Here is a 19548-nt window from a genome sequence, read left to right as displayed (position 1 = left end):
CTCTAGGTCAAACAATTTTGGATTTTGGATTTTAGATTTACCTTACCCACAAGAGGGATATAGTTTAAAAATTTTATATAGGTTCTGCCCTAACGTAGCGGGGCTGGAACCAAAAAACCAATCTAAAATCCAAAATTCCAAACCTCAAATTCGCAGGGTCAACAATTCAGTTGTTGCCATAGTAACTTTCTCATTGTGAAAAAGCTACTGTTTTTCCGAACTTTCTCCTGGTATACCTTTAACCTTGGCTAAAATCAGTGTTATTTTATACTTAATTTTCAACCAGAAGATTCTGCTTGTAAATCAACAATTAATTGTGCTAAGTGATCACTACTTGCTTGATAAACTCTGCTACAAAAATCGCAAGTAGCCTCAGCACCATTATCTTTCGCAATCATGTCTTGTAATTCCGCTTCTCCTAAAATCTTAAGTGCGCTCAATACCCGGTCAAAAGAACAACTGCAATGAAAACGCAACATCTGAGTTTCGGGAAATATTGACAAACCCATATCTCCCAACAAATCAGTAAAAATTTCTGGCAGGGTCTTACCTGCTTGTAACAATGGGGTAAATCCTGATAAGGCAGCCACCCGTGATTCTAAAGTTTCTACTAATGCTTCATCTCTAGCTGCTTTTGGTAAAACTTGGACTAACAATCCTCCAGCCGCAGTTACTCCAGTCGCACCCACAAACACACCTAATACTAAAGCTGATGGTGTTTGTTCTGAATTTACGAGGTAATGCGCCACATCATCGCCAATTTCTCCAGATACTAGTTCAACAGTACTAGAGTAAGGATAGCCATAACCAATATCCCGAACTACATAGAGGTAGCCACTACCGACTGCACCGCCAACATCAAGTTTACCTTTAGTATTAGGTGGCAGTTCTACAGACGGGTTGCTGACATAACCCCGCACTGTTCCATCCAAGCCCGCATCTACCAATATACCACCCAAAGGGCCATCGCCTTTCACCCGGATATTAATCCTCGAACCAGCACGCTTCATATTAGAAGCCATTAATAAACCTGCTGCCATAGTCCGTCCCAGTGCGGCTGTTGCCACATAAGAAAGTTGATGGCGCTGCCGAGCCTCTTCTGTCAAGCGTGTAGTGATGACACCCACTGCACGAATCCCACCTTCGGCTGCTGTTGCGCGAATTAACTGATCCGCCATGAAAAAACCTTACATTTCTTAACAACTTCACTGTTTCTATTCTAAGTTCTCAGTTACCATCCAGGTGGGTGGATGCTCAGTGGCGATCGCATTTGCAATACTAGAAATACAATTCATTCAAGAATCTAGAAGTCAGGATTCAGAATGCAGAATTTTATGGCTTCTCGCTTTTGAATACTTTTTTGTCGTCCTCACCTTTACAATTCGCAAAAAATGCTAGGTAATTTTCAACAAAGTCAACTACGGATAGAAATCGCAGCATCAGCCAGCGCCATTGGTGATAGCTTGCTACGTCCAGCACAATTAGAAAAATGGCTCTTAGGGCAACGTTTTAACCCCGGAATGCCCGAAGAAATTTATCCAGGATTCCAGTTTACAAGCTGGACTGGCCCTGTCTCCATTCATCATCAAGTGGATGTAGTGCAGTCCAATTGTCTGCGGTTGCTACTCAGTGGCGGTATTGACGGTTTTCATGAATGGTACTGGGGCGAAGGTTGGGTACAGTCCCGCTTGGAAGGCATTTCAATGTTACCTATAAATTTAGGTCAAACCTTGAGTTTATTGAGTCTACGGCAGTTTTTAGCTCAGGCAGAAAAGAGGTAAATAGTGAGATATGCGTCAAATTCTAGTAGTTTCAACCACAGCAGCAATCTTACTATCGTTAATGGCTGTTTCTTCTGCCAATGCCAATAACCAAGAAGAGATAGATATTAACAGAGTGGTAGAACATGAACCAGTAGGACAAATAAAACCCAACTACTCATACCCTGATAATTCCAATAAGGATAAAAAAGAGTTTGATAAAGTCAAACAAATATTAGAGCAAATGAAAGTTAAGGACGGTTTGAAGTTAAAATCAATCAAACTTGTGTCCTACAGTGATTATATTAATTTAATCAGCAATTCTAATTCTGGCAAAATTGAAAATTACCAAGTACATCCAAACAGACAGATGTTTTTAGTGGAAATACATGCACCTAATGGCTACAAACTACCCAAACGAAGAGAATCAAAAATTTATGGTATCACTAAAAATAATCCCCCACTTGAATTTAAAAAAGCAATACTTTACCAAGTATTTGATGCTGAAACTGGCAATTTATGGAGTACGAATGTAAGAGACGTGCAAAACCTAGAAGATTATTAACTCATTTCTGCTAAATTTTTGTAGACTCATAATATAGAGATTGAACATTAGACAGGTTCTATCCATTCATCTGTTTATTATGTAATGCCCTTTAATCTTCCGCAGATAACAATTGCTCAACTGTTAATTGTAATTCGGGAAAAGTTGTCGATAAAATTCTTTCTGAACCGACAAATTCTGTAGGTTAGTATAATTCATCAATTAATGTAAAAACAGGTGTAGGTTGGGTGGAGGAACGGAACCCAACAGAGTCTTGAGAATGTTGGGTTCCGTTCCTCCACCCAACCTACTATTCTCTTAACTGTTTATTATGCAATACCCTTTAATCTTCTACAGATAACACTTGCTCAACTGTTAATTTTAATTCGGGAAAGGTTATCGATAAAATTCTTTCTGAACCGACAAATTCTGTGGGTTCATATAATTCATCAATCAATGTGAAAATGGTCACTTTATTGATTAATGGATCAACAATCCAATATTCTGGAATATTCAGAGCATTATATTCAACTCGCTTGGCTCGATCATCTACAGTTTTGGTTGATTCGCTGACAACTTCTACTACTAACAATGGCGGTGGTTCATTAATTTCAATCACTGCTTCTCGGTTTCTTAATTCTCGCCATTGAGGTAAGGGAATAATCACGACATCAGGAATTCTGGAAGTCTCCCATTTACCCGCACGGGGAGAACGCACACCAATCATCATTTGTTTGGTAGTCCAATCAAGATTTAGTCTCATAATTTCATTTTGAAAACATTGAGTAATAAATCCGATAACTGCCCCGTGTTGCCCACTTCCCAAACTTATATGACTTAATTCTCCATTGACTAGTTCGTAACGAGTATCAGTGCCATCATTGTATTTTAGATATTCGGCAAAAGAGAGTTTTGGGGTAGTTGTAGTCATATTGCTGTTACTACCATTGTTAATTTTTACTGGGCTTCACCACTAATACAGAACAATTAGCTTCTTCTACTACTTGACTACTCACAGAACCCTGGACAATGCGTTTCATTCCAGTTAATCCGCGACTCCCAATAATAATTAAATCCGCTTTATAAATATTAGCTAGGCGAATAATTTCATCGGCAGGTTCGCCAGTGACTAATTCTACTGCACTGTGAATCGATATTTTTTCTTTGTAAGATTGCAGTTGTTTTTCGATTTGGAAATAAGATAATGCTGGAGATTCTGGATGAGGACGATCTGCGGGTAGTTCCATCTCTGAATCTGGTGTCGGAAATACGTGACACAAAACGACTTTAGTTTCTGGTGATAATACCAAATCATCCAAAACCTGAATGACACGTTCTGCAATATCCGAACCATCCAGAGCTACCAATATATTATTCAGCACTGCCCTCGTCTCCTCAAAAGTAGACCCCTGAAACTCTATTACTTACACCAATAATATTACTGATGGAAGCTCAGGTTTATCTTATTTTATGTATGCTGGGCGATCGCCAATCGCTTTGCCGCCATACAGTTTAATTTTCTAGTGTGCAGCCCCAGGTTAGTTTTTACTAAAAGTGTTGGAAAAAATTAAGCATTCCTCATTACTCATCTTTTTGAATCCGCCGCCGGACTGAATCAGCGTGGGAAGGTAGTCCTTCTGCTGTTGCTAGTGCATCAATTGCCCCAGCCATTTTTTGCAGGGCTGTGGGTGAGTATTGAATAATACTAGAGTGTTTGAGAAAGGTTTCTACACTTAAAGCTGAAGTATAACGAGCTGCGCCAGAGGTAGGTAAGGTATGGTTTGGCCCTGCTAAATAGTCACCAACAGCTTCTGGTGTGGAGTAGCCTAAAAATATCGCGCCAGCATGGCGGATTTGCGGCAAAATAGCCCAAGGATCTTTGACTTCCAATTCTAAATGTTCCGGCGCAAATTCATTGGAGAGTTCTGCTGCGGCTGCTAAAGATTCTACCAGCACAATTAAGCCGTAGTGAGCGATCGCTTTTTCTGTATCAATCCGCCTGGGGTGATCAACTAATTGTCTTTCCACCGCGACTTGGACATTTTTTGCCAAAGCCGGATCTGTAGTTAATAAAATTGCTGCTGCCATTGGATCATGTTCGGCTTGGGCTAACATATCAGCAGCCACATGCACCGGATTGGCAAATTCATCAGCAATAATTAACACTTCGCTCGGCCCTGCCAGCATATCAATGCCCACAGTACCATAGACGAGTTTTTTGGCTAAGGTGACGTAAATATTGCCTGGCCCGGTAATCACATTAACTTTCGGAATTGTTTCTGTCCCATAGGCTAAAGCGGCGATCGCTTGCGCCCCGCCAACGCGGTAAATTTCTTCTATTCCGGTTTCTTGGGCCGCCACTAGCACGGCTGGGCTAATTACTTTCCCCGCCCCTGGTGGTGTCACCATCACAATTCGGGGTACACCAGCCACCTTTGCTGGAATAGCATTCATTAACACCGTACTGGGATAAGCCGCACGACCACCAGGAACATATATCCCGGCTCGGTCTACTGGGGTGTAGCGTTTACCCAAGACTACATCATCTTCCCCAAAGTTTACCCAACTTTTGGGGACACGTTGACGGTGAAATGCTTCAATTTGCCGAGCCGCTAACTGAATCGCTTGGAGCAATTCTTTAGAGACTTGCTGATACGCCGTATCTAGTTCCGAACCCGTAACGCGCAGTTCTTCCAGCTTCAAGGTTTGGTGGTCAAATTCAGCCGTATAGTGCAGCACAGCTTTGTCGCCTTGGCGCTTCACCGTTTGCAACACTTCCCGCACCGTTGCTTCTTTATGAACCACTTGTTCGTCATGGGTGCGATCGCAGATACGTTGTAGTTCTGCTTTAACATCTGCCTGCTGAGTAATGATTCGCAGCATGGAGTAAGGAAAATGCCAAAATTTTAGATTATTCCCGCTTGAGAATTAGTCTGGCTCTTGACCCCCAAGAGGGACAAGTTTCGCTTTAATTCTCATCTCTAGCTTAACCTGGATTTTTTTGATACTCCCCAGGATGCCAGCACATGGATGAGTTAATTTATATGATCTAATTGCCTCAGTTCGACTTGCCTAGTGGGCTTTTGGATAGAAAGCAGGAGTGTAATTCTACCTATCTTTTCCCTCTATGCCTTACTTGCGGTGGTTTTCTTATGTCGATACATCCTGATTTGCCAATCCAAAAGTCAGTATAGGGTCTGAGTATAGTTATTACTAATTTGATAATTTATTCAGGTACTTTATTCTAGCTTATTTCCAGGGTTCGGCACAGAATTTCACTGACCTACCAGATTGGTTCAAATATACTATAGGACTTACGCAATCAAACGAAAAATCAAGGATGTAGGTGTTCAAAATCCTTCCACCCACTCTTCACAGACAACCTTTGAGCATCATTCCGCCCCTTCAAACCAAAGCAAGATTTTTTTGATAAATTCTGATATTGGCAAGATGAATGCTATATTAGTAAATCTAGTAGTGTGTGTACATATTAAATAGTCTTTTTGGAATCGACTGTGGCGAATACAAAGTCTGCTCTTAAACGCGCCAGTATCGCAGAACGCAATCGGCTGCGGAATAAAACCTACAAGTCAGCTGTTAAGACGCTGATGAAGAAATACTTAACTGTGGTAGAAACCTACGCAGCTAATCCTACGCCCGAACTCAAACAAGAAGTTGAATTACGGCTGGCTGAGGCTTACAGCAAAATCGATAAAGCTGTAAAGCGTGGCATTCTGCATCCTAACAACGGTGCTAGGAAAAAATCGAGATTGGCTCATAAACTCAAGCCAGTCGCAACCGCACAGTAGTAGTCACTTGTCATTAGTCATGCGTTGCAGCAAAAACTAATGACAAATGACAAAGAACAAAAGACAAAAATGCAGCTGATTGACACCCACGTTCATCTTAACTTTGATAACTTCCAGCCAGATTTAGCAGCAGTGCGATCGCGGTGGCAAGCAGCAGGGGTAGTACGTTTAGTACATTCCTGTGTAGAACCATCAGAGTTTTCCAGCATTCAAGCAATTGCCCAGCAATTTCCTGAACTAAGTTTTGCTGTAGGGTTACATCCTTTGGATGCCGAAAAATGGCAAAGTGACACAGCCGAGAAAATTCAATACTTGGCAAGTTCCGACGCAAAAGTGGTGGCAATTGGGGAAATGGGGCTGGATTACTACAAAGCCGAAAACTATGAGCAGCAGCGCATAGTATTTTCCGAGCAATTAGCGATCGCATCAGCACTGAATCTGCCCGTGATTATTCACTGTCGAGATGCGGCCAGTGATGTCAGGGAAATTTTGCAAAAATGGCAGGAAATTACAGGCGGAAGAATGCGGGGTGTAATGCACTGCTGGGGTGGAACACCAGAGGAAACCCAATGGTTTTTGGATCTGGGTTTTTACATTAGCTTTAGCGGGACTGTAACATTCAAAAACGCTAAAGAAATTCACGCCTCAGCCGCGATGGTAAGTAGCGATCGCCTATTAATAGAAACAGACTGTCCCTTTTTGGCTCCTGTTCCCAAACGGGGTGAAAAACGCAATGAACCAGCTTATGTCCGCTATGTGGCGGAAAAATTAGCCGAGTTGCGGGGAGAGACTGTAGAAGCGATCGCCCACCAAACCACGCAAAATGCTTGTAAACTATTTGGATTGGCTCTTTAAGTAACTAACTGTTGCAATTGTCGGGTGTGTACTCAGAATGAAAAACTCAGGAGGATAAAAATATGCTAATATTAATGCCTCCAAAACATTTTGCTTGCGTCATAATGATAAAGGAAGAAACCACAAACTTTTAAGCTTAATATATTGTTATCAACTTGACCATCCTCCACTCTCCACACACGGATGCTCGGAATCAATGAATCACCATAGCAACCGACATTGAGATAAAATTTGGCAAAATATACCCTGCTTTGTATCTAAAACTATAGAAAATTGTTAAAAGTACTTGTCTTGTGAGTAAAACCCACCAAAATAAAGCCATTTTGATTCAAAGCCAGCATCACGCGGCCGATTATCATGATCTTTTGATATTGCCGTGAAGATCAGCGTGCTTAATTTAAAGATTTAAGATGCAAAAATTTTGAGATGCGTAAGCTACTTACGCGCTTGGGAGGGGAAGTGAGGAAAATAAATCAAAGGCAGAACTCTCTCAACCTGTCGTTGAGAAATCAAGTTAATAGCTGGTTTATAACCGCTATTTATAGCTTGCAAGGGCGTTTACCCCCCTTGTCAAAATCACCCTGTCCAGATTAAAAAAATGCTGCGGTTATCAGCATGAATTAATAACAGGTGGCACAAGGAGAAGTTCCCCAATGGCTACGGACACTGAAGCGGATCAAGAACCATCCCCCAACAGTGTCCTCTAAAAGTTTAACCAGGTTGACAAAGGTAGAGGCATGAATAAAGACAAATATCTGGAACCCGCCTTTTTGTTGCCCGACTTGATTGAAATTCAGCGAGCAAGCTTTCGCTGGTTTTTAGAAGAAGGGTTAATAGAAGAACTAAATTCCTTTAGTCCTATTACAGACTATACAGGCAAATTAGAACTGCATTTTTTAGGACATAACTATAAACTTAAGGAGCCAAAGTACAGCGTAGAAGAAGCAAAACGGCGGGATAGCACCTACGCAGTACAAATGTATGTCCCCACACGCCTGTTGAACAAAGAAACAGGGGACATTAAAGAACAAGAAGTATTTATTGGTGATTTGCCGTTAATGACCGATCGCGGCACGTTCATTATTAACGGAGCCGAGCGGGTAATTGTCAACCAAATTGTGCGATCGCCTGGAGTTTACTACAAATCTGAAATTGATAAAAACGGTCGGCGGACATATTCTGCCAGCCTCATCCCCAACCGGGGTGCATGGCTGAAATTTGAAACAGACCGGAACGATTTGGTGTGGGTACGGATTGATAAAACCCGGAAACTCTCAGCGCAAGTACTTCTCAAAGCCTTGGGTTTATCAGATAACGAAATTTTTGATGCCCTACGTCACCCAGAATATTTCCAAAAAACCATCGAAAAAGAAGGGCAATTCTCAGAAGAAGAAGCCCTGATGGAGTTGTATCGCAAACTCCGTCCTGGTGAACCACCAACCGTATTAGGTGGACAACAACTATTAGACTCTCGCTTCTTCGACCCCAAACGCTATGACTTGGGTCGAGTTGGTCGTTATAAACTCAACAAAAAACTCCGGTTGTCAGTTCCCGATACCATGCGTGTCCTGACCCCTGGTGATATTTTGTCAGCCGTCGATTACCTGATTAATCTGGAATACGACATCGGTAGTATAGACGACATCGACCACTTAGGCAATCGCCGAGTCAGAAGTGTGGGCGAATTGCTGCAAAACCAAGTCAGGGTAGGTTTGAACCGTTTAGAACGGATTATTCGGGAACGGATGACCGTATCTGATGCCGAAGTTTTGACACCAGCATCCTTGGTCAACCCCAAACCTCTAGTAGCAGCCATTAAAGAATTCTTTGGTTCCAGCCAATTAAGCCAGTTCATGGATCAAACCAATCCCCTGGCAGAACTGACACACAAACGCCGACTTTCAGCTTTAGGCCCTGGTGGTTTGACCAGAGAACGGGCGGGTTTTGCGGTGCGGGATATTCACCCCTCCCACTACGGACGGATTTGTCCCATCGAAACTCCTGAAGGCCCCAACGCGGGTTTGATTGGTTCCTTGGCTACCCATGCCCGTGTTAACCAGTATGGCTTTTTAGAAACACCATTCCGCCCTGTAGAAAATGCACGAGTCAGATTTGATCTAGCACCCGTGTATATGACCGCCGATGAAGAAGACGATCTGCGGGTCGCACCAGGAGACATCCCCGTTGATGAAAATGGCTACATTATTGGGCCACAAGTGCCAGTCCGTTACCGCCAAGAATTCTCTACCACCACACCAGAACAGGTAGACTACGTAGCGGTTTCCCCTGTGCAGATTGTCTCGGTAGCGACTAGTATGATTCCCTTCTTGGAGCATGACGACGCGAACCGGGCGCTGATGGGTTCTAACATGCAACGTCAAGCCGTACCTTTGCTGAAACCAGAACGTCCCTTAGTCGGAACTGGTTTGGAAGCCCAAGGTGCGAGAGACTCCGGGATGGTGATTGTTTCCCGGACAGACGGAGATGTTACCTACGTAGACGCGACAGAAATTCGTGTACGTCCCAAACCAAATTCACCAGAAATTAGATACACCGTTTCTAAATACCAACGCTCTAACCAAGACACCTGTTTAAACCAAAAACCCTTAGTCAGAATGGGTGAGAGGGTAGTAGCTGGACAAGTACTAGCCGATGGTTCCTCCACAGAAGGTGGGGAATTGGCGCTGGGACAAAACATTGTTGTCGCTTATATGCCGTGGGAAGGCTATAACTACGAAGACGCAATTTTGATTTCTGAACGCTTGGTACAAGATGACGTTTACACCTCAATTCACATTGAAAAATATGAAATTGAGGCTCGGCAAACCAAACTAGGCCCAGAAGAAATCACCAGAGAAATTCCCAACGTTGGGGAAGATGCTTTACGCCAGTTAGACGAACAAGGCATTATCCGCATTGGGGCTTGGGTAGAATCAGGCGATATCTTAGTCGGTAAAGTTACACCCAAAGGTGAATCCGACCAACCACCAGAAGAAAAACTCTTACGTGCCATCTTCGGGGAAAAAGCGCGGGATGTGCGGGATAACTCCTTGCGTGTACCAAACGGTGAAAAAGGTCGCGTAGTTGACGTGCGCTTGTTCACTCGTGAACAAGGGGATGAACTACCACCGGGAGCCAACATGGTAGTGCGGGTGTATGTCGCCCAGAAGCGGAAAATCCAAGTCGGAGATAAAATGGCGGGTCGCCACGGTAATAAAGGGATTATTTCGCGGATTTTGCCACTGGAAGACATGCCTTACTTACCAGATGGTTCCCCAGTAGACATCGTACTCAACCCCTTGGGCGTACCCAGCCGGATGAACGTCGGACAAGTATTTGAATGTCTGTTGGGTTGGGCTGGTCATACCTTGGGTGTGCGCTTTAAGATAGTTCCCTTTGATGAAATGTATGGGGAAGAATCATCGCGCCGCATTGTGCATGGCAAATTGCAAGAAGCGCGGGACGAAACAGGCAAAGATTGGGTATATAACCCCGATGACCCCGGCAAAATCATGGTGTTTGATGGCCGTACCGGCGAACCCTTTGATCGACCTGTAACCGTTGGTGTAGCTTATATGCTGAAACTGGTGCATTTGGTCGATGACAAGATTCACGCTCGTTCCACAGGTCCCTACTCCTTGGTTACACAGCAACCCCTGGGTGGAAAAGCTCAACAAGGTGGTCAGAGGTTTGGGGAAATGGAAGTGTGGGCGTTGGAAGCCTTTGGTGCAGCTTATACCTTACAGGAATTGCTGACAGTGAAATCCGACGATATGCAGGGACGAAATGAAGCCTTAAATGCGATCGTTAAAGGTAAGGCAATTCCCCGACCAGGTACACCAGAATCCTTTAAGGTGTTGATGCGAGAATTGCAATCCTTGGGGTTAGATATTGCGGTTCATAAAGTAGAAACCCAAGCTGATGGTAGTTCTTTAGACGTGGAAGTTGATTTAATGGCAGACCAGTCAGCCAGACGTACACCACCACGTCCAACGTACGAATCGCTTTCCCGTGAATCGTTAGACGACGACGAGTAAAGAGTAATGAGTGCTGAGTGCTGAGTATTTAATACCTCAGTATTCGCACTCACAGCTTAGAAATCTCTTGATGGATTACTTTTAACTGAATACTTGACTTATAACTCAACACTTAAGTATGAGAGCAGCCCAAACTAATCAGTTTGACTACGTAAAAATCGGTTTGGCATCGCCAGAACGCATTCGGCAATGGGGCGAACGCACCCTACCCAATGGTCAATTAGTAGGTGAAGTCACCAAACCAGAAACGATTAACTACCGGACTTTAAAGCCAGAGATGGATGGCTTATTTTGTGAGCGCATCTTTGGCCCGGCAAAAGATTGGGAATGTCACTGTGGTAAGTACAAGAGAGTCCGCCACAGAGGAATTGTTTGTGAACGTTGTGGCGTAGAAGTTACCGAATCTAGGGTGCGCCGCCACCGCATGGGGTATATCAAACTGGCTGCACCTGTAGCTCACGTTTGGTATCTCAAAGGCATCCCCAGTTATATTGCCATCCTGTTGGATATGCCTTTGCGGGATGTAGAACAAATAGTGTATTTCAACTCTTATGTTGTTCTCAGCCCTGGTAATGCCGAAACTTTAACTTATAAGCAACTACTGAGTGAAGACCAGTGGTTGGAAATTGAAGACCAAATTTATAGCGAAGATTCTACCTTACAAGGGGTAGAGGTGGGCATTGGTGCGGAAGCACTGCTGCGCTTGTTAGCGGATATTAATTTAGAGCAAGAAGCAGAAAGCCTGCGGGAAGAAATTAGCACAGCTAAAGGTCAAAAACGCGCCAAGCTGATTAAGCGGCTGCGGGTAATTGATAACTTCATTGCGACTGGTTCTAAACCAGAGTGGATGGTGATGACCGTCATCCCCGTGATTCCGCCAGACTTGCGCCCAATGGTGCAACTTGATGGTGGACGGTTTGCAACCAGCGACTTGAATGATTTATACAGGCGTGTAATCAACCGCAACAACCGTCTGGCACGCCTACAGGAGATTTTGGCACCAGAAATTATTGTGCGGAACGAAAAGCGGATGCTGCAAGAAGCGGTAGACGCGCTGATTGATAACGGTCGTCGGGGTCGGACGGTAGTTGGTGCTAATAACAGACCACTAAAATCTTTATCTGACATTATTGAAGGTAAGCAAGGACGTTTCCGGCAAAACTTGTTGGGTAAACGGGTTGACTACTCTGGACGTTCGGTAATTGTGGTGGGGCCGAAACTGAATATACACCAGTGCGGCTTACCGAGAGAAATGGCGATCGAGTTATTTCAACCGTTTGTCATTAACCGCTTAATTCGTAGCGGCATGGTGAATAACATTAAAGCGGCGAAAAAGCTGATTTCCCGTTCTGACCCAAGTGTTTGGGATGTGTTGGAAGAGGTGATCGAAGGACACCCAGTGATGCTCAACCGCGCACCCACACTACACCGTCTGGGGATTCAAGCTTTTGAACCAATTTTGGTGGAAGGGCGAGCCATTCAATTACATCCTTTGGTGTGTCCGGCGTTTAACGCTGACTTCGATGGCGACCAAATGGCGGTACACGTACCACTGTCTTTAGAAAGTCAGGCGGAAGCAAGGTTGTTGATGTTGGCTTCTAATAATATTTTGTCGCCAGCTACAGGTAAACCAATCATTACACCTAGCCAAGATATGGTTTTGGGGGCTTACTACCTGACCGCAGAAAATCCCCATGCTACCAAAGGTGCTGGTAAGTACTTTGCTTCCCTCGAAGATGTGATTATGGCCTTTGAGCAACAGCAAGTAGACTTACACGCCTATATCTACGTGCGGTTTGATGGTGAGCTTGAATCAGACCAACCTGATACAGAACCTTTGGAAGTGACAAATAACGATGACGGTACTCGGACGTTACTGTATAAGTTCCGCCGAGTTCGAGAAGACTCCCAAGGAAATTTGATTTCTCAGTACATACGCACAACACCTGGCCGCGTCATTTACAACAAGGCAATTCAGGAAGCACTAGTAAGTTAGGGGATTAGGCAATAGGGAGTAGGGAGTAGGAAATTTCACCACTCACTACTCCCCACTCCCCACTCCCCACTCCCTGCCAATGACTAAGGACGAATGACTAATGACTAACGAAAAAAAAGTTTTTCGCAATCGCGTAGTTGATAAAGGTCAACTGAGAAATTTGATTTCTTGGGCGTTTACCAACTACGGTACGGCGCGAACCGCAGTGATGGCGGACAAACTCAAAGATTTAGGGTTCCGCTACGCTACTAGGGCTGGGGTTTCCATCAGTGTGGATGATTTGATGGTACCACCAAGCAAGCGCAGTCTTTTGGAAGCCGCCGAAGAAGAAATTCGGGCGACAGAAGCTCGTTATCAACGGGGCGAAATCACAGAAGTAGAACGTTTCCAAAAAGTAATTGACACTTGGAACGGTACGAGTGAAGCTCTCAAAGATGAGGTAGTGGTTCACTTCAAGAAAACCAATCCCCTCAATTCTGTGTACATGATGGCGTTTTCGGGAGCGCGGGGTAATATTTCCCAAGTCCGTCAGTTGGTAGGGATGCGGGGACTGATGGCAGATCCCCAAGGGGAAATTATTGACTTACCAATTAAAACCAACTTCCGGGAAGGTTTAACTGTTACAGAATATATTATTTCTTCTTACGGTGCGCGGAAAGGCTTGGTAGATACGGCGCTGCGGACGGCTGACTCTGGGTATTTGACTCGCCGTCTTGTGGACGTGTCCCAGGATGTGATTATTCGGGAATTTGATTGTGGTACTACCAGAGGTATTCCGATCAAAGCCATGACTGAAGGTAGCAAAACCTTGATTCCTCTGGCAACTCGCTTGATGGGAAGGGTAATTGGCGAAGATGTTGTACATCCAACCACTGGTGAAATTATCGCACCCCGGAATACTCCAGTTTCTGATGACTTGGCGAAAGACATTCAAAAAGCTGGGGTAACACAAGTGGTGGTGCGATCGCCTCTTACCTGTGAAGCCGCCCGTTCTGTATGTCAACATTGCTACGGCTGGAGTTTGGCGCACGCCAAAATGGTAGACCTGGGCGAAGCTGTGGGCATCATTGCGGCACAAAGTATCGGTGAACCCGGTACTCAGCTGACCATGCGGACATTCCACACCGGGGGGGTATTCACTGGGGAAGTTGCTCAACAAGTACGCTCCAAAATGGCTGGGACAGTCAAGATTCCTCGCAAGTTGCGGACAAGACCCTACCGTACACGCCACGGTGAAGATGCTTTGTATGTGGAAGCAAACGGCATCTTAATTTTAGAACCCAAAAAAGAAGGTAGCGAAACCCCTGTTAACCAAGAAATTCAAGTTACCCAAGGTTCCACACTATACATCACCGATGGTCAACAGGTAAAACAAGGTCAGTTATTGGCAGAAGTCGCCATTGGGGGACGGACAACTCGCGCCAACACTGAAAAAGCGGTGAAAGATGTGGCCTCGGACTTGGCTGGGGAAGTGAAATTTGCCGATGTGGTAGCGGAACAAAAAACCGACCGTCAAGGTAACACCACAACCACAGCCGCTAGAGGTGGTTTGATTTGGATTTTATCTGGGGAAGTTTATAACTTGCCTCCTGGTGCAGAATTGGTCGTGAATAATGGCGATCGCATCGATACCAACGGTGTGTTAGCGGAAACCAAACTCACCAGTCAGCATGGTGGTGTAGTGCGTTTACCCGAAGCTACCCCCGGCAAGAGTACCAGAGAAATTGAAATCATCACCGCTTCGGTAATTCTAGACCAAGCCGCCGTTACTGTTAACAGTTCTCAAGGACGCAACAACTACTTAATTACCACTGGAAACAACCAGGAATTTAACCTGCGGGCTACCCCAGGCACAAAAGTGCAGAATGGTCAAGTAGTTGCAGAATTAATTGATGACCGCTATCGCACAACCACTGGTGGCTTTTTGAAATTCGCTGGGCTAGAAGTCCAGAAGAAAGGCAAAGCCAAACAAGGTTATGAAGTCGTACAAGGCGGTACAATCCTGTGGATTCCCGAAGAAACCCACGAAGTTAACAAAGATATCTCGCTGCTGTTGGTAGAAGATGGTCAGTTTGTCGAAGCAGGTTCTGAGGTCGTCAAAGATATCTTCTGTCAAAACAGTGGTGTTGTAGAAGTCACCCAGAAAAACGACATTCTGCGGGAAGTGGTAATTAAACCCGGCGAACTGCTGATGGTGGATGATCCAGAAGCGGTGATTGGGCGAGATAACACCTTTGTCCAACCAGGGGAAGAACTATTGGGACAAACCGTTACCGAGTTGCGCTACATCCAGTATGTCGAATCCCCCGAAGGCCCAGCATTGTTAAGCCGTCCTGTAGTGGAATTTGCTGTACCTAATACCCCAGATGTACCTTCAACAACATCTGTAAGTCAGCAAACCGGACGTTCCATTCAATTACGTGCCGTACAACGCCTACCTTACAAAGATTCTGAGCGGGTCAAATCTGTGGAAGGTGTGGAACTACTGCGGACTCAGTTAGTGTTGGAAATTGAGCAAGAAGGCGAACAAGACCACAATGCTTCGCCCTTAGCAGCCGATATTGAATTGATTCCTGATGCTGAAGATTCAGAAATCCAACGCTTGCAGTTAGTGATTTTGGAATCATTAGTAATTCGCCGTGATATTGTAGCTGATGCTACCCAAGGTAGTACCCAAACTAGTTTGGAAGTCAAAGACGGCGACACGATCGCCCCTGGGGCTGTAGTTGCACGTACCCAAATCTTGTGTAAAGAAGGCGGGATTGTGCGCGGTGTCCAAAAAGGCACAGAAGCAGTACGCCGTTGCTTAGTATTGCGTCACAGCGATATGAACACCGTGACAACGGCTGCACAACCGAAAGTGAAAGTCGGTAATTTGCTGGTAGAAGGTGCAGAAATCGCCCCCGGTGTATTTGCGGAAGAATCTGGGGAAGTTGTAGAGGTGAAGAATGCGCCTCCCGCAGCTGCTGGTGATGAATCAGCCCTCAGTACCCATAATTATCGGGTGACGATTCGCTCTGGTCGTCCTTACCGAGTCAGTCCTGGCGCGGTGTTGCAAATAGAAGATGGCGATTTGGTACAGCGCGGCGATAACTTAGTGCTGTTGGTCTTTGAACGCGCTAAAACCGGAGACATCATTCAAGGTTTACCACGGATTGAAGAACTTCTGGAAGCTCGGAAACCAAAAGAAGCATGTATTTTGGTACGCCGTGGTGGAGAAGTCAAGGTGGTTTATGGTGATGGCGATGAAGCGATCGCAGTGAAAATTGTCGAATCCAATGGTGTAGTCACCGACTATCCCCTTGGCCCTGGACAAAACCTGATTGTTCCTGATGGTTATCATGTCACCGCCGGACAACCAATCACCGATGGCCCATCTAACCCCCACGAAATTCTGGAAATCTTCTTCAGCTTGGGTTCTGAGGATGGAGTCTACGCTTGCGCCAGCCATGCACTACAGAAAGTGCAAACATTCTTGGTGAACGAAGTGCAGTTAGTGTATCAGTCCCAAGGGATTGATATTGCCGACAAACACATTGAAGTAATTGTCCGCCAGATGACCAACAAAGTGCGGATTGATGATGGTGGCGATACTACCATGCTTCCTGGTGAGTTGGTGGAACTGCGCCAAGTTGAACAAGTCAACGAAGCAATGGCCATTACTGGTGGTGCAAGAGCGCAATATACACCAGTATTGTTAGGTATTACCAAAGCATCCTTGAATACAGACAGCTTTATCTCGGCTGCATCCTTCCAAGAAACAACCAGGGTATTGACGGAAGCCGCAATTGAAGGTAAATCTGACTGGCTGCGGGGTCTGAAAGAGAACGTAATTATCGGACGCTTGATTCCGGCAGGTACTGGTTACAATACTTATGACGAACCGGGTGCGATCGATGATTACTCAACTTTGGATACTTCCAGTGTCTTGGATGAAGTTGATGATCCTCTGGATATGGTGTTAGACGATCGCACTGCCCGCGCCTACAATTTAGATGCGCCTTCCCTGACTGAAGGTACTTATGGTAGCCGACGCACAGGATCAATTTTGGATGAAGATGATTTAATTATCGATGGAGTTCATGAAGTCCACGACCTCATACCTGATGACGAAGAGGATGAATACGAGGAAGTTGACGAAGATGATGATTTCGATATGTAAATCATCAGTGAATAATTAGTTAGGAAAGGCAAGAGAAAAGTTTCTTTTGCCTTTTTCTTTTGACTATTTTGAGAAAATTATGTTTTATCCACAAACATAGTCTTAAACTATGCTTCGACTGTTATATAGTAATTTTCATGGGAATGAATTACAAGAGAAAATAATTAACCGCCGATAAATACCGATGATTTTTTTGTAGAAAATTTAAATTAACAATATTTTATATATGACTAACGAAATAAATAATCCGTCTTTAGCAAATCTAGAATATTTTCCTTACATTGATGCAGAGGGAAAACTCCCGGAAATATTTCAAGGAAAAATAGGTGTGTATGCAATTTTTAATCATGATCAATTGCTCCAGTTTGTCGGATATTCTCGTGATGTTTATTCTAGTTTGCAACAACATTTAGTGCGTCAACCAGAACAATGTTATTGGGTGAAAGTACAAACTATTGAACGTCCTAGTCGGACAGTTTTAGAAAATATTGAAAATGCTTGGATTGCTGAAAATGGCACAATACCTCCAGGTAATGGTGAAAATAAAGAAAAATGGACACAACCAATTAACGTCAAAAATTTGATGACAGCAGAAGAACAAGCAAGTTATCACAATCCTGCTAATGATGAGTTAGCACAAATCAAAGTTGTCAAAAATGTGGCACGAAGGGTAGAAGCGGAAATTTTCAAAGTTTTAGAATCTCGTGGGTTGCAATTACAACTGCGGTTTAATCCTAAATTGAAGGAAGAAGGATTACTCGATTTGAAGTCTTGATACCAAGTTGTAGAGACGTTATATGTCAATACAGTTCAGTTAAGACTAAAACTCTTTGTTAAAGTCATTTTTTTGAACGAACCGCAAAGAGCGCAAAGAGCGCGAAGAGAAGAAAAAATGACTAACTGAACCGTATTGCTTTGGATGTAACGTCTCTACAAGATTCTGAGAATATGCAAACTGTTATTTTTTTGAAAAAAATCAACTAAATTTCGAGCTTACTGGAATTGCTTGAATTTATTATTGGCAGATAATAGCAACTCTTGTGCTTTTAAATAAACAGTTGTGCCTTTTTCGACTTTTTCTAATTGATTGATAATACTGTGTAATTGACTAATGACGCGATTGCGATCGACATTTTTGGGGTCATTAGGCAAAGAGGCGACTAAGTTTTCTATTTCTTGTTGCGCCCTGGCTAATGCTTGTACAGAATCAGCTTCAGCTTGTCGTCTGATTTTGACTTGACCTAGATTAGTCTCATAAGTTGCTAATAGCTTTTGAGCTTCAGCATAACCTAATAAATCTGAGGAAGGAACTTGTTTTAAGCGTTCAATAGCTTCTGACCACAAATTTTCTATTTGTTGCCATTCGGTGACTGTATGTGGTGGATTTTGTCCGGCTTTTGCGGCTTGCCAAGAAAATTGTTGGGCGGCGGTAATTAAAGTACTGATGCGTTCATTACCGGCGGCTAATCCTACAACTTCCTGAAATTCTCGCTTGTAGCCATCTAGTTGAGTTTGAGCAGTTTTTCCGGCTAAGGTTTGACCGGGGATTTCTTCTAGTTTATCTAGTGCAGCACGCCAAGCTGCGATCGCTGATTTTTTGTCGGTGATTGTAGTAGCCTGTTGATACTGCTGTTTTGCGTTCAATAATGCCTGATTATTCTCAGTCAGCAAGGTTTGAGCATTTTTTTCTTGAAAAACCTTGGCTTCTAATTGCCCTACTTGACGACGTGCTGCATTCAAACCATAAACGCTGAACCGCCAGTCATACCACCAATATTTATATTCTGGCCAATCGTTACCAAATACAGTTGGCAAGTTATTCAGATGGGTTTTTGTCTGTTGCAGTTGTTGTTCACCCAAGGCCAAATCTGCGGCGCTGGTGGGTTTTTCAATCAAATATTCAGCTTGCTCAAGAGATGTCAAGGCTTGGCGATAATGTTGTTCTATATTGATGTAACTAGGAAGCAACAACAACGGTGCTTTCTGCACTACAGTCCGGCGAATTGTGGGTTCTGGCTGATTTGCCACCCAAACTATCCCGGCGGGAATGCCAATTAGTATGGTGAGCCAAATTAGCTTGCTACCAATACCTTTTTTGCTTTTGCGCGGTTGTTGTGGAGAGGATATCTTACTAATTTGCCCTTGTTTTGCTATTTCCTGTTCTAACTCCGCCAGCGTTTTTAGTTTTGCTGGTTGTGGGTTGACAGATGAATTAATGCCTGAGTTATTACGGAGAAAAATTTTGGTAATTCCGTGTAAAAAAGCCATAAGTATATTCAATGCTGAATTTAGTATTCCCAAACTCAGTAGAAAATAATACTAAAATTACCATTTCACTCCTACACCCTTATACCCTCACACCCTACTCTCAAACTTGGCTGCTTA

At 44.0% G+C, this 19548-nt stretch carries 13 protein-coding genes; 8 read left to right on the top strand and 5 right to left on the bottom strand.

The features are described 5' to 3' along the window. Nucleotides 1-278 precede the first annotated feature (278 nt). Complete coding sequence (hslO, locus tag H6G79_RS10080; RefSeq protein WP_190589129.1) at nt 279-1178, bottom strand: Hsp33 family molecular chaperone HslO; 900 nt, start codon at nt 1176-1178, stop codon at nt 279-281. Between the two features lie 213 nt (nt 1179-1391). Here hslO and H6G79_RS10075 point away from each other — a divergent pair, with 213 nt between their 5' ends. Further along, entirely contained in the window at nt 1392-1781 is a 390-nt protein-coding gene (locus H6G79_RS10075) for a hypothetical protein (RefSeq protein WP_190589131.1), read from the top strand. A 10-nt stretch (nt 1782-1791) separates the two neighbouring features. Continuing rightward, nucleotides 1792-2325, top strand: coding sequence for a hypothetical protein (locus H6G79_RS10070; protein ID WP_190589133.1), 534 nt, complete (start codon nt 1792-1794; stop codon nt 2323-2325). A gap of 322 nt (nt 2326-2647) precedes the next feature. Here the strand turns inward: H6G79_RS10070 and H6G79_RS10065 are convergent, their stop codons facing one another. From H6G79_RS10065 to hisD, 3 genes are all read right to left on the bottom strand, one after another. Next, nucleotides 2648-3235, bottom strand: a complete 588-nt coding sequence (locus tag H6G79_RS10065) for a Uma2 family endonuclease (protein ID WP_190589135.1) — start codon at nt 3233-3235, stop codon at nt 2648-2650. 19 nt (nt 3236-3254) lie between these two features. Beyond that, nucleotides 3255-3686: a universal stress protein gene (locus H6G79_RS10060; protein WP_062290373.1), complete on the bottom strand. Its 432-nt coding sequence runs from the start codon at nt 3684-3686 to the stop codon at nt 3255-3257. 199 nt (nt 3687-3885) lie between these two features. Continuing rightward, a complete protein-coding gene (gene hisD, locus H6G79_RS10055; RefSeq protein ID WP_190589137.1) occupies nt 3886-5187 on the bottom strand; it encodes a histidinol dehydrogenase in 1302 nt (433 codons plus the stop codon). Between the two features lie 632 nt (nt 5188-5819). Here hisD and rpsT point away from each other — a divergent pair. The 6 genes from rpsT to H6G79_RS10025 all read left to right on the top strand — a co-directional run bounded on the left by rpsT (nt 5820) and on the right by H6G79_RS10025 (nt 17938). Then, on the top strand, nt 5820-6113 hold the full coding sequence (gene rpsT / locus H6G79_RS10050; protein WP_062297364.1) for a 30S ribosomal protein S20: 294 nt from the start codon (nt 5820-5822) through the stop codon (nt 6111-6113). Between the two features lie 69 nt (nt 6114-6182). Further along, nucleotides 6183-6968, top strand: coding sequence for a TatD family hydrolase (locus tag H6G79_RS10045; RefSeq protein WP_190589336.1), 786 nt, complete (start codon nt 6183-6185; stop codon nt 6966-6968). A gap of 737 nt (nt 6969-7705) precedes the next feature. Next, complete coding sequence (gene rpoB, locus H6G79_RS10040; protein ID WP_190589139.1) at nt 7706-11005, top strand: DNA-directed RNA polymerase subunit beta; 3300 nt, start codon at nt 7706-7708, stop codon at nt 11003-11005. A gap of 118 nt (nt 11006-11123) precedes the next feature. After that, nucleotides 11124-13001: a DNA-directed RNA polymerase subunit gamma gene (locus H6G79_RS37300; RefSeq protein ID WP_190589141.1), complete on the top strand. Its 1878-nt coding sequence runs from the start codon at nt 11124-11126 to the stop codon at nt 12999-13001. A 100-nt stretch (nt 13002-13101) separates the two neighbouring features. Continuing rightward, nucleotides 13102-17163 (top strand): DNA-directed RNA polymerase subunit beta'', encoded by a 4062-nt coding sequence (locus tag H6G79_RS37295; protein ID WP_190589143.1) that lies wholly within the window; start codon nt 13102-13104, stop codon nt 17161-17163. A 226-nt stretch (nt 17164-17389) separates the two neighbouring features. After that, nucleotides 17390-17938, top strand: coding sequence for a GIY-YIG nuclease family protein (locus H6G79_RS10025; protein ID WP_190589145.1), 549 nt, complete (start codon nt 17390-17392; stop codon nt 17936-17938). A gap of 218 nt (nt 17939-18156) precedes the next feature. Here the strand turns inward: H6G79_RS10025 and H6G79_RS10020 are convergent, their stop codons facing one another. Then, on the bottom strand, nt 18157-19431 hold the full coding sequence (locus tag H6G79_RS10020) for a hypothetical protein (protein WP_190589147.1): 1275 nt from the start codon (nt 19429-19431) through the stop codon (nt 18157-18159). Nucleotides 19432-19548: the final 117 nt, after the last annotated feature.

The sequence above is a fragment of the Anabaena sp. FACHB-83 genome, assembly GCF_014697485.1.
GTDB lineage: Bacteria > Cyanobacteriota > Cyanobacteriia > Cyanobacteriales > Nostocaceae > Nostoc_B.
Note: the sequence above shows the minus strand (reverse complement) of the source record. Positions and strands in the feature narration are given on the sequence as shown.